12 protein-coding genes are annotated in these 12,366 nt (G+C 70.9%); all 12 read right to left on the bottom strand.

Features of this window, described 5'->3' with window-relative positions; genetic code table 11:
* Window positions 1-120: 120 nt before the first annotated feature.
* Window positions 121-1,782, bottom strand: coding sequence for a phospho-sugar mutase (locus FS825_RS13870; protein ID WP_144713995.1), 1,662 nt, complete (start codon window positions 1,780-1,782; stop codon window positions 121-123).
* Window positions 1,779-2,606 carry a purine-nucleoside phosphorylase gene (locus tag FS825_RS13865; RefSeq protein ID WP_144713993.1) on the bottom strand — a complete coding sequence of 276 codons (828 nt, stop codon included), beginning with the start codon at window positions 2,604-2,606 and terminating at the stop codon, window positions 1,779-1,781. Before FS825_RS13865 ends, FS825_RS13870 begins: the two co-directional genes overlap by 4 nt.
* A gap of 21 nt (window positions 2,607-2,627) precedes the next feature.
* Window positions 2,628-2,906 (bottom strand): PTS sugar transporter subunit IIB, encoded by a 279-nt coding sequence (locus tag FS825_RS13860; protein WP_144713991.1) that lies wholly within the window; start codon window positions 2,904-2,906, stop codon window positions 2,628-2,630.
* A complete protein-coding gene (locus FS825_RS13855; RefSeq protein WP_144713989.1) occupies window positions 2,903-3,358 on the bottom strand; it encodes a PTS sugar transporter subunit IIA in 456 nt (151 codons plus the stop codon). The genes FS825_RS13860 and FS825_RS13855 overlap by 4 nt, the downstream gene beginning before the upstream one ends.
* A gap of 3 nt (window positions 3,359-3,361) precedes the next feature.
* The gene (locus tag FS825_RS13850; RefSeq protein ID WP_144713987.1) at window positions 3,362-4,474 is read right to left on the bottom strand and encodes an adenosine deaminase; all 1,113 of its coding nucleotides are present in this window, start codon (window positions 4,472-4,474) and stop codon (window positions 3,362-3,364) included.
* Window positions 4,475-4,530: 56 nt separating this feature from the next.
* Window positions 4,531-5,820 (bottom strand): thymidine phosphorylase, encoded by a 1,290-nt coding sequence (locus FS825_RS13845; RefSeq protein WP_144713985.1) that lies wholly within the window; start codon window positions 5,818-5,820, stop codon window positions 4,531-4,533.
* A 5-nt stretch (window positions 5,821-5,825) separates the two neighbouring features.
* On the bottom strand, window positions 5,826-6,308 hold the full coding sequence (locus tag FS825_RS13840; protein ID WP_144713983.1) for a cytidine deaminase: 483 nt from the start codon (window positions 6,306-6,308) through the stop codon (window positions 5,826-5,828).
* A gap of 16 nt (window positions 6,309-6,324) precedes the next feature.
* Window positions 6,325-7,605 (bottom strand): ABC transporter permease, encoded by a 1,281-nt coding sequence (locus FS825_RS13835; RefSeq protein WP_186377258.1) that lies wholly within the window; start codon window positions 7,603-7,605, stop codon window positions 6,325-6,327.
* Between the two features lie 5 nt (window positions 7,606-7,610).
* Window positions 7,611-8,969, bottom strand: coding sequence for an ABC transporter permease (locus tag FS825_RS13830; protein ID WP_395886237.1), 1,359 nt, complete (start codon window positions 8,967-8,969; stop codon window positions 7,611-7,613).
* Entirely contained in the window at window positions 8,966-10,486 is a 1,521-nt protein-coding gene (locus FS825_RS13825; RefSeq protein ID WP_144713981.1) for an ABC transporter ATP-binding protein, read from the bottom strand. Before FS825_RS13825 ends, FS825_RS13830 begins: the two co-directional genes overlap by 4 nt.
* 74 nt (window positions 10,487-10,560) lie before the next feature.
* A complete protein-coding gene (locus tag FS825_RS13820) occupies window positions 10,561-11,634 on the bottom strand; it encodes a BMP family lipoprotein (protein ID WP_144713978.1) in 1,074 nt (357 codons plus the stop codon).
* 251 nt (window positions 11,635-11,885) lie between these two features.
* Window positions 11,886-12,281: a hypothetical protein gene (locus FS825_RS13815; RefSeq protein WP_144713976.1), complete on the bottom strand. Its 396-nt coding sequence runs from the start codon at window positions 12,279-12,281 to the stop codon at window positions 11,886-11,888.
* Window positions 12,282-12,366: the final 85 nt, after the last annotated feature.

The raw sequence follows: 12,366 nt of genomic DNA, 5'->3' as shown, positions 1-12,366 counted from the left end.
GGCGCTGTGGAGCGGTACCCGCGCGCGCTCGACACCGGGAAACGGACACAGCACCGCGGAGATGCGTGGTGCTGTGTCCGGAACCTGGTTCCGGGGGCGGCGGGGCGGGGCGGCGGCGCGCTACGACACGAGGGGGCGCACGGCGGCGGCGAGGGCGTCGACGAGCGCCTGGGCCTCGGCGGAGGAGTCGGCGACCGTGTCGATGTACACCTTCACCTTGGGCTCGGTCCCACTCGGGCGGACGATGACCCGGGCGTCGCCGGTGAGGTCGTAGCGCAGGATGTCCGACGGCGGGAAGCCCTCGACCCCGTCGGTGTAGTCCGTCACGGACTCCACGTCGAGCGGGCCGAGCGCCGTCGGAGGGGTCGCCCGCAGCGCCGCCATGATCTCGCCGATGCGCGACAGGTCGTCCACGCGGGTCGCGACCTGCCCGGAGGCGAACGCACCGAACTCCCTGGCGAACGCGTCGAGCTGGTCGGCGATCGTCGAACCGGACGCGGCGAGCTCCGTCGCGAGGTCGAGGAGCGAGAGCGCGGCGGAGATGCCGTCCTTGTCCCGGACGACGTCGGGGTCGACCAGGTAGCCGAGTGCCTCCTCGTAGCCGAAGAGCAGCCCCGGCACGCGCGAGACCCACTTGAAGCCGGTCAACGTGTCGCGGTACTCCAGGCCGTAGCGGGCCGCGACGCGGGACAGCGCCGGCGACGACACGATCGACGCCGCGAGCGTGCCGGTCTCCTCCGCTTCGGCCGCGCGCTCGGCGGCACGCCACCCGAGGAGCCAGCCGACCTCGTTGCCGGACAGCCGCCGGTACGAGTCGCCGGCCGGGATCGCGAGCGCGAGGCGGTCCGCGTCCGGGTCGTTCGCGATGACGAGGTCCGCTCCGACGGCGACACCGCGCGCGATCGCGAGGTCCATCGCCCCGGGTTCCTCGGGGTTCGGGAACGACACCGTCGGGAAGGCGCCGTCGGGGTCGATCTGCTCCGGGACCGTGGTCGGCACGGCGAACCCGGCGGTCTCGAACACCGCGCGGGCGGTCTCCCACCCGACGCCGTGCATCGCCGTGTAGACGACCGTCGGCTGCGCCTCGGGCACGAGGCCCGGGAACGGCACGGTCGCAGCCGTCGAGTCGACGTACGCCTGCACCAGCGTCGGCGCAGCCACCGCGTAGTCGGTCGCACGCGGCAGGTCCGCGATCGAACCGGCCGCCACCGCGTCGATCGCCCGAGCGATGGTGCCGTCGACCGGCGGGACGATCTGCGACCCGTCGTCGTCGCCCCCGAGGTACACCTTGTAGCCGTTGTCCCGGGGCGGGTTGTGGCTCGCGGTGACCATCACGGCGGCCCCGACGTCGAGGTGCCGCACCGCGAACGCGAGCACGGGCGTGGGCAGCGCCGACGGCAGCAGGGTGACCTCGAGCCCGAGGCCGCGCATGACCTCGGCCGAGTCCCGGGCGAAGACGTCGGAGTTCACGCGGCCGTCGTACCCGATGACGACGCTCCGCTCCCGGCCGGAGTCGATGAGGAAGCGGGCCAGTCCGGCGGCCGCCTGGGTGACCACGACGCGGTTCATTCGGAGCGGCCCGTACCCGAGCTCGGCGCGGAGTCCGGCGGTGCCGAACGCCAGCCGGCCGGCGAACCGCGCCGCGAGCTCCTGGACGGCCGGACCGGTGCCGTCCGCGGCGGCGTCGATGGCGGCGGCGAGCTCGGCACGGGTCTCGTCGTCGGGGTCCTGGGCGAGCCAGGCCCGGGCGGTGTCGAGCACGCCCTCGAGGTCGACCTTCACAGCGCCGTCACCACGCGCGCGAGGAGGTCCGCGATGACGGGCTCGGCCTCGCGACCGGCCTCGAGCACCTCGGCGTGGGACAGCGGCGTCTTCTGGATGCCCGCGGCGAGGTTGGTGATGAGCGAGAAGCCGAGCACCTCCATGCCGGCCTGCCGCGCGGCGATGGCCTCGAGCGCGGTGGACATGCCGACGATGTGGCCGCCGATGGTCTTCGCCATCTGCACCTCGGCCGGGGTCTCGTAGTGCGGGCCGCGGAACTGCGTGTACACGCCCTCGTCCAGCGTGGGGTCCACCGTGCGGGCGACCGCGCGGAGTCGCGCCGAGTACAGGTCGGTCAGGTCGACGAACGTCGCGCCTTCGAGCGGGCTGTCCGCGGTGAGGTTGATGTGGTCGCTGATGAGCACCGGCGTGCCCGGCGTCCAGTGCTCCTTGATGCCGCCGGCGCCGTTCGTGAGGACCATGATCGACGCCCCGGTGGCCGCGGCGGTCCGGACGCTGTGCACGACCCGACGGACGCCGTGCCCCTCGTAGTAGTGCGTCCGGGCGCCGATGACCAGTGCGTGCCGGCCGTCGGCGAGGCGGATCGAGCGGACCGTGCCGGAGTGGCCCGGGACGGCCGAGGCGCTGAAGCCGGGGACCTCCGACGCGGGGATCTCGGACACCGTCTCACCGACGAGGTCGGCGGCCTTGCCCCAGCCGGACCCGAGGGTCAGGGCGATGTCGTGGTGGTCGATGCCCGACTTCGCGGCGATGACCTCGGCGGCGTCGCGGGCGACCTCGAACGGGTCGGCGGCGGGGTCGTTCAGCGGGTTCTCCGTGCTCATGCCCCAACTCTAAAGGGCGGGTCAGGGCTCCCCGAGCGCCCGGTCGACCGCCGCCGTGATCTCGTCCTGGTCGAAGTGGTTCCGGATCACGATCACCTCGGCGTAGGTGTCGCCGATCGCCTCGACGAACTCCTGGCTCGTCAGGATCACGTTGGCGTCCTCGGCCGCGTGCCGCACCGACGCGACGTCGGCCGCGACCACCGATGCCTCCAGCCCGAGGGCGACCAGGGCCTTCTCGGCGTTGACCTTGAGGATCCCGCTGGCACCGATCCCGGCGCCGCAGATGGTCACGATCTTCATGCGGAGACCCCCGGGACGCCCATGATCGCGCGGACCTCGTCCGCGGTGGTCGCGTCCGCGAGCCGTCCGGTCACGGTGGCGTCGTTGAACAGGTTCGCGATCTCCCCGATCGACTCGAGGTGCGCCCCGACGCCCGCCACCGCGAGCCCGAGGACGACCCGCACCGGATCGTTGTGCGGGTGCCCGAAGGCCACCGGCGACGCGAGCGTGACCACGGACAGCCCGTCGCGGAGGACCGCGGGCCCCGGTCGGGCGTGCGCGAACGCCAGCCCGGGCGAGATGACGATGTACGGCCCGTGTTCCTCGACCAGCGCGATCATCGCCTCGGTGTAGGGCTCGGTGGTCGCCCCCAAGGCCACGAGGGCACCGCCGGCGACCCGGAGCGCCTCGCGCCACGAGGACGCGGTCGTCCCGAGCACGACGGCGTCGTCGGGCAGCGGCGGCAGCGGCATCCCCTACGCCTCCTGGTACCCGGCGGTGATGGTGGCGATGATCTCCTCGCGGTCCTCGAGCGGCAGGAACGAGCCGAGGGCCGCGTTGATCTGGAACGCCGCGAGGTCGTCGAGGTCGTAGCCGAAGGTGCCGGCGAGCAACGAGAGCTCCTTCGACAACGAGGTCCGGCTCATCAGGCGGTTGTCGGTGTTCACGGTGACCCGGAAGCCGAGCTGGTAGAGCACGTCGAACGGGTGGTCGGCGAGGTCGTCGCCCCACGCGGCGATGGCGCCGGTCTGCAGGTTCGAGGACGGCGAGACCTCGAGCGGGATCTCCCGGTCGCGGACCCAGGACGCGACCTCGCCGAGGGAGGCCAGGGTCGAGCCGTCGCCGGCGTCGGAGAGCGTGACGTCCTCGAAGATGCGGACACCGTGTCCGAGACGCAGGGCGCGGCCGTCCACGAGCGCGGAGCGGATCGAGGCGAGCCCGTCGGCTTCGCCCGCGTGCACGGTGACCGGGAACAGCTCGGACGCCAGGTGGTCGAACGCCGCGCGGTGGTTCGACGCCGGGAACCCGGCTTCCGCCCCGGCGATGTCGAAGCCCACGACGCCGGCGTCGCGGTGCCGGAGGGCGAGCTCGGCGATCTCGAGCGAGCGGTCGGCGTGCCGCATCGCGGTGACGAGCTGCCCGACGCGGATGCGCCCGTCGGCGGCGTCGACCGCTTCCTCGATCCCCGCCTGCACCGCCTCGACCGTCTCGTCGAGCGTCAGGCCGGCCCGCAGGTGCTGCTCCGGCGCCCACCGGACCTCGCCGTAGACGACGCCGTCGGCGACGAGGTCCTCGACGAACTCCTTCGCGACGCGGTGCAGCTGCGGCGCGGTCTGCATCACCGACGTGGTGACGTCGAAGGTCTTGAGGTACTCGACGAGCGAGCCGGAGTTCGACTGGTCGGCGAACCACTGCCCGAGTTCGACCGCGTCGGTCGTGGGCAGCGCCACCCCCGCCTCGGCCGCGAGCTCGATGATCGTCGCCGGACGCAGGCCGCCGTCGAGGTGGTCGTGCAGCGAGACCTTCGGCAGGTCGTTGATGACCGCTCCGGCGTCGGGCAGGCGGTAGGTCGTGGCGTCGGCGCTCATGCACCCAGGCTATCGGTGGTCACCGACCGCGCGCAGGCACCTGTGCACGGTCCGGTTCAGCCGCCGATGCGCTCCCGCACGATCGGCCCGCGTTCCGGCGCAGCAGTCCCGATCGACCACGCACCCTCGAGCGACTCGAGCGCGCGCTCGAAGCGCGCGGGCTCGTCGGTGTGCAGCGTCCACAGCGGCTGCCCCTCGGTCACGGTGTCGCCCGGCTTGACGTGCAGCTCGATGCCCGCGCCGGCCTGCACCGGGTCCTGCGCGCGGGCGCGCCCGGCACCGAGTCGCCACGCGGCGATGCCGAACGGCAGGGCCTCCTGCGTCGCGAGGACGCCGGACGCCGGCGCTTTGACGACGTGCTGCTCGCGAGCGACGGGCAACGCAGCCGAGGGGTCGCCGCCCTGCGCCGCGATCATCCGACGCCAGGTGTCCATCGCCCGACCGTCGGCCAGCGCTGCCGCGGGATCGGCGTCCGGCAAGCCGGCCAGGGTCAACATCTCCGAAGCGAGCGCGATCGTCAGCTCCACGACGTCCGAGGGTCCGCCGCCTTCCAGCACCTCGACCGACTCCCGCACCTCGAGCGCGTTGCCGATCATCAGCCCGAGCGGGACCTCCATGTCGGTCAGCAGTGCCGAGGTCCTCACACCGGCGTCGTTGCCGAGGTCGACCATGGTCTGCGCGAGCTCACGCGACGCCTCGTACGACGGCATGAAGGCCCCCGACCCGAACTTCACGTCCAGGACGAGTGCCCCGGTGCCCTCGGCGATCTTCTTCGACATGATGCTCGACGCGATGAGCGGGATGCTCTCGACGGTGCCGGTGATGTCCCGCAGGGCGTACAGCTTCTTGTCGGCCGGAGCCAGCCCGGAACCCGCCGCGCAGATGACAGCGCCCACGTCATCGAGGACGGAGAGGAGACGGTCGTTCGACAGCGACGCGTGCCACCCGGGGATCGACTCGAGCTTGTCGAGCGTGCCGCCGGTGTGGCCGAGGCCGCGACCGGACAGCTGCGGCACCGCGACGCCGAACGACGCGACGAGGGGCGCCAACGGCAGGGTGATCTTGTCGCCGACCCCGCCCGTCGAGTGCTTGTCGACCGTGGTCTTGCCGAGCGAGCCGAACGACATCCGCTCCCCCGACGCGATCATCGCGAGCGTGAGGTCCTTGATCTCCCGCCGCTCCATCCCGTTGAGGAAGATCGCCATCGCCATCGCCGCCATCTGCGGGTCCTCGACGTAGCCGCGCGTGTACGCGTCGACGAGCCAGTCGACCTCGGCGGTGCTCAGGGCGCCACCGGAGCGCTTCGTGCGGATGAGGTCGACGGTGTCGAACGGCTCGACGGCCATGGGGATCAGTGCTCCTGCTGGTAGGTGGCGAGGGTCCGGGGCCCGAAGGCGTCGGGCAGGACCTCGTCGATGGTGCGGATGCCCGACACGGTCTCGAGGAGCATGCCCTCGGTCGAGTGCTCGAACAGCAGCTGCCGGCAGCGCCCGCACGGCATGAGGGTCGCGCCGTCGCCGTCGACGCACGTGAACGCGACGAGCTTGCCGCCGCCCGTCATGTGCAGCTGCGACACGAGCGAGCACTCGGCGCAGAGCGTCACCCCGTACGACGCGTTCTCGACGTTGCAGCCGGACACGATCCGTCCGTCGACGGTCAGCGCCGCCGCGCCCACCGGGAACGACGAGTACGGCGCGTAGGCGTGCCGCATCGCGGCGGTCGCTGCGGTCCGCAAGGCGGTCCAGTCCACGTCGTCGGACTGGAGGCGCGGGGCTGCGTCCGAAGGGGCGGTGGCGGCGACCACCTGGTCACCCTGGGCGTTCGTGTGGGTCATGTGCCGCGCCTCCCGGCTAGCTCTTGATGTACGGCTTGCCGGACGCGGCCGGACCACGCGACTGCCCGACCAGGCCGGCCACCGCGAAGATCGTCACCACGTAGGGCAGCATGAGCAGGAACTCGCTCGGGACGGGCGAGTTGATCGCGCCGAGCGTGTTCTGCAGGTTCGACGCGAAGCCGAACAGCAGCGCCGCGAGGGTCGCGCGGATCGGGTCCCACCGCCCGAAGATCACGGCGGCCAGCGCGATGTAGCCCGCGCCCGCCGTCATGTCCTTCGTGAACGGGCCGACCGCGTCGAGCGTGAAGTACGCGCCACCGAGGCCGGCGATCGCGCCCGCGAGTGCCACGTTCCAGAAGCGCGTCCGGCTGACGTTGATGCCGACGGTGTCCGCGGCCTGCGGGTGCTCACCGACCGCGCGGAGGCGGAGGCCCCAGCGGGTCTTGAACAGCGCGAAGGTGACGACCGCGACCGCGACGTACGCCAGGTAGACGGTGACGCGCTGCTCGAAGAAGACCGGGCCGATGACCGGGATCTGGTGCAGCACCGGGATCGGGATGATCGGGAAGCGGATGCCGATGTTGAGCGTCGTCTCGTTCGGCGACAGGACCTGCGAGTACAGGAAGCCGGTCAGGCCGGAGATGAACGCGTTGATGACGACACCGACGATGACCTGGTCGACGAGGTACTTGATGCTGAACGCGGCGAGGATGAACGACACGAGCATGCCGGCGATCAGTGCGGCGACGAGTCCGACCCACGGCGAACCGGTGATCGACGCGACCATCGCCGAGCTGAACGCACCGGCGAGGAACTGTCCCTCGATCGCGATGTTCACGACGCCGACGCGCTCCGAGATGACGCCACCGAGGGCACCGAACACCAGCGGGACGCTGAGGCTCAGGGCACCGAGCAGCAGACCCGGGATGGGCAGCGACTTGCCGGCGGCGGCCCAGGTGAGGAACCCGATGACGAAGACGACCGCGAAGACCGCCGTCACCCACATCGGCACGCGGCGGAGTGCCCGCGTCTCGATGACGGCGTACACGGTCAGGAGCGCCAGCAGGACGACGACGACGATCCCGGTGGCGACCGCCGGGAGCAGCACGTCGGGGAGCGCGAAGAAGTCCCCGGCGTTCGCGAGCCGGAAGGTGGTCGTGCCGGTGCGCGGGAGCAGCGCGAACAGCACGAGCGCGAGGACCGTGAACACGCCGTACCCGATCGCGAGCTTCCAGCTGCGGGTGGTCTCGATCGGACGGGTGGCCAGGGGCGACACGCCGGCCGCGGTGGGGCTGATGGTGCTCACGCGGCGACCGCCTTCTTGCTCGGCTTCGTGCTGACGCGACGACGGGCGCCCGGCTGCGGGATCCGGAAGATCGCGCGGACGAGCGGCGGAGCCGCGATGAAGAGGACGATGAGGGCCTGGATGACGCCCACGATGTCGATCGGGATGCCGTTGGCGGCCTGCATGGCGTAGCCGCCGTTCTTCAGCACGCCGAACAGGATCGCCGCCCAGAACACGCCCCACGGCTTCGAGCGCCCGAGGAGCGCCACCGTGATCGCGTCGAAACCGATGCCGGCGTCGATGCCCGAGGTGAACCCGGTCGTGACAGCGCCCTGCACCTGGTAGGCGCCGGCGATCCCGACGAGCGCACCGGAGATGACGAGCACCCAGATCGTCAGCGACGGCACGCTCATGCCGGCGACGCGGGCCGCGCGCGGGTTCTCACCGATGGTGCGGAACCGGAAGCCGAGCGACGACTTGTTGACGAGCCACCACACGACGACGACCGCGATGATCGCCACGATGAACCCGAGGTCGATGCCGTAGCGCACGCCGAACAGGGGCGGCAGCACCGCGCTGTCCTTCGTGGCGGGCGAGATCGGGTTCGTGCTGCCCGGCGCCTGCAGCAGCCCAGGGGTGCGGAGCAGGTAGCTCACCAGGTACAGCGCGACGTAGTTGAGCATGATCGTCAGGACGACCTCGTTGGCGCCGGTCCGGGCCTTGAGGACGCCGACGATGCCGGCCCACACCGCGCCGCCGACGATGCCGGCGACGATCGTGAGCGGGATGTGGATCCAGGCGGGGCCGTCGAACGAGAAGCCGACCCAGCCGGCCGCAGCGGCGCCGATGAGGATCTGTCCCTGGCCGCCGATGTTGAACAGGCCCGCCCGGAACGACAGGGCGATGCCGAGGCCGGCCGCGATGAGCGGGACGGCGTAGTCGATCGAGCGGGTCAGCGGGACGATGGCCTGTTGGAAGCTCGTCGCGCCGAAGTTGAACACGGAGCCCTCGAACAGCGAGGCGTAGGACCCGCCGACCGCCGTGCCGACCGCCCGGAGGGTGTCGGTCGGTCGGGCGAAGAAGTACCCGGCGGCTGCGCGCACGTTCTCGTCGGTGAGCGCGATGAGGATGCCGCACGCGACGAGCGCGAGCACCACGGCGAGGACCGTCACGAGGGCGGAACCGTTGACGATGCCGTGCAGGGCGGCCTGCCACCGGTCGCCGCTGTTCCGGCGTTCGGTGTCCGCGGCGGAGTCCGTCATGAGGTGCGGGGTGGCCTCGACGTCCTGCAGGCGGTCGTCGGTGGGCGCCTCCGTCGGCGCGGTGGTCTGCGGGTCGGTACCCGGCTGGGTGTCGTCTGGCGTGGGGGTGCTCACGCTGCCAGCTCCGTTCCTTCTGGAAGCTCCCCGGCCATCATGAGGCCGAGGACGTCGCGCGGGGTGTCCGCGGGGACGATGCCGACGATCCCGCCGCGGTACATCACGGCGATCCGGTCGGCGAGCGCCGCGACCTCGTCGAGCTCCGTGGAGACGACGATGACCGGGACGCCGGTGTCGCGGGTGGCGACGATGCGCTTGTGCACGAACTCGATCGACCCGACGTCGATGCCGCGGGTCGGCTGCGCCGCGACGAAGAGCCGGAGGTCGCGGCTCAGCTCGCGGGCGAGGACGATCTTCTGCTGGTTGCCGCCCGACAGGCGTCCCGCGGCCGTGGTGCGACCAGGGGTGCGGATGTCGAACTCGGCGATCTTCTCGTCGGCGAACGCGTCGCGCTCGGCCGACCGGATCGTGCCGGCGCGGACGAACTCGGCGTGGTCGGCACGGTCGAGCATGAGGTTCTCGGCGATGGTGAACTCGCCGACGAGCCCGTCCTCCTTGCGGTCCTCCGGCACGAAGCCGACGCCCGCGTCGAGGATCTGCTTGACGCTGCGCCCGGTGAGTTCCTTGCCGTCCAGGACGACGCGGCCGCCGTGCACGGGCTCGAGGCCCAGGATCGCCTCGGTCAGCTCGGTCTGGCCGTTGCCCTGGACGCCCGCGATGGCGAGGACCTCGCCACGGCGGACCGTGAACGAGACGTCGTCGACGAGCACGATGCCGTTCGGGTCGGTGACGGTGAGTCCCTCGACGACGAGGGCGTCCGCGCCGCCGGTGGCCGGCGTCTTGTCGACGACGAGCGAGACGGCACGGCCGACCATGAGGGCGGCGAGTTCGTTGTTCGTCGCGGTGGGCGATGCCTCGCCGACGACCTTGCCCAGCCGGATGACCGTGATGCGGTCGGCGACCTCGCGGACCTCGCGGAGCTTGTGGGTGATGAAGACGATCGCGGTGCCCGCTTCGCGGAGCTGCCGCATGATGCCCATCAGCTCGTCGGTCTCCTGCGGGGTGAGGACGGCCGTGGGCTCGTCGAACACGAGGACCGAGGCGTCACGGGAGAGCGCCTTGATGATCTCGACCCGCTGCTGCACGCCGACGGGCAGGTCCTCGACCTTGGCGTCCGGGTCGACGTCGAACCCGAAGCGCTCGGAGATCTCCCGCACGCGCTTGCGGGCGCCGGCGAGGTCGAGCCGACCGCCGAACGACGTCTCCTCCTGGCCGAGCATGACGTTCTCGGCGACGGTGAACACCGGCACGAGCATGAAGTGCTGGTGCACCATGCCGATGCCGGCGCGCATGGCGTCACCGGGGCCGTCGAAGTCCTGGACGACGTCGTCCAGGAGGATCTCGCCCTCGTCCGCCTGGTACAGGCCGTAGAGGACGTTCATCAGGGTCGACTTGCCGGCGCCGTTCTCTCCGAGGAGGCAGTGGACCTCACCCGGCTCGACGGTGAGCGAGATGTGGTCGTTGGCGACGAGGGGGCCGAACCGCTTCGTGATGCCACGGAGTTCGAGCTTCATGTTTCTGAGTCTGTTCCTGTTGTCGGGGCACGGCAACGCGGGCGGAGGAGGTTCCCCCGCCCGCGTCGACCGGACTACTTGACGGTCGCCTTGGTCTCGACCTTGATGGAGCCGTCGATGATGCCCGACTTGATCGTGTCGAGCTCCTTCGTCAGGCCCTTGTCGACCTTGCTGGCGTAGTCGTGGAACGGCGCGATGCCGACGCCGTCGTTCTTCAGCGTGCCGACGTACGGCTCGTTGGAGAACTTCTTCGCGGCGGCCTGCTCGACGACGTCCTTCGTGGCGGGGCGCATGCCCTTCTCGACGGACGTGAACGCGATGTCCTTGTAGCGGGGGTCGGCCTCGTAGAGGTCGCTGTCCGCGCCGATGAGGACGGAGCCGTTGTCGGCGTCCTTGATCGCTTCGGCAGCCGACTGGTAGATCGGTCCGCCGACGGGCAGGATCACGTCGGCGTCCTGGTCGATGAGGGTCTGCGCGACGGCCTTGGCCTGGGTGCCGGCCTCGAAGCCGCCCGTGAAGGAGCCCTTCTGGCTCGCGACGTCCCAGCCGACGACCTTGACGTTCTTCGACTTCTGCTCGTTGTAGTACTTCACGCCGTCCGCGAAGCCGTCCATGAAGATGGTGACGGTCGGGATCTGCATGCCGCCGAAGGTGCCGACGACGCCGCTCTTCGAGTACGAGGCGGCCGCGTAGCCGGCGAGGAACGCCGCCTGCGAGGTGTCGAAGGTGATCGGCTTGACGTTCTTCGCGTCGATCGAGTTGTCGTCGATGATCGCGAAGTTGGTGTCGGGGTTCGCTGCGGCCTGCTTCTTCGTGGCGTCGGCGAGGTTGAAGCCGACGGTGACGATGAGGTTGCAGTTCTGGCCGACGAGCTGCTCGATGTTCGAGTCGTAGACGGTGGCGTCCTTGGACTCCGCCGACTTGTACGTGGCACCGAGGTCGGACGCTGCGTCCTTCATGCCCTCGAACCCGAGCTGGTTGAACGACTTGTCGTCGAACCCACCGGCGTCGGAGACCATGCAGGGGCGGAAGCTGGTCTTGTTGGCCGAGGCGTTGTCGGACGGGGCGGCCGAGCAACCGGCGAGGACGGCGACGGTGCCGGCGAGCGCGAGCGTGCTCAGCAGGACCTGACGGGTACGAGATGTCACGGGTGGGTTCCTCCGGGGAGCGTGCCCGGACCACGTGCGTTCCGGGCGATCGTGGCGACAGTACACGACCGCCTGGCCGGTGCAGGACGACCTTTGAGGGGACTGTGGATCAGTTACGGGATCGCGACCGCGCCGTAACGCGCCCGTAACGGGAAGTCACGGGCGTACCCCCAGTTCGGGGTACGTCAAGCGCTTTTCGTGGTGGAGCGCTACAGCCGGAGCGATCGTGGCGGGCTCCGTGCACGGAAGCGTCACTCGTCGTCGGTCGGGGAGAGGTCGTCGGCGTCACCCGGGAAGCACAGCGACACCGCCTGGACCGTGTAGTTGCCCGAGTACGCGTAGAAACTGATGGACGCGATCTTCCCGCCCCCACTGCCGACGATCGCCGGACCGTCGCTCGAATCACGCTCGACGATGCTCATCCCCTGCGACCGCCAGTGAGCCGCCATGCGAGCGGCGTCATCCTCGGGAGTTCCCTCGAGCGTGCTCCCCGTCAGGTACCGCCAATGGGCACCCCGCTCGCCACTCGCGAGCGTGCAACCTTCAGGCGCGTCCGGCCCGGTGCGGGCCTTCCAATCGCCGCCGAGACGCCCGGTGGCGTCATCGACGGCGTCGATCATCTGCTGCTTCGCGGTCTCCGCGTCCACGGGTGGCTCCGTTCCTCGTGTTGCTCCTGCGTCCGGTTCGTGCCGGACACAGCCCGCGAGCACGGCGGCGAGGGCCGTGACAGCG

The organism is Curtobacterium pusillum, assembly GCF_007680845.1.
Lineage (GTDB): Bacteria > Actinomycetota > Actinomycetes > Actinomycetales > Microbacteriaceae > Curtobacterium > Curtobacterium pusillum_B.
Note: the sequence above shows the minus strand (reverse complement) of the source record. Positions and strands in the feature narration are given on the sequence as shown.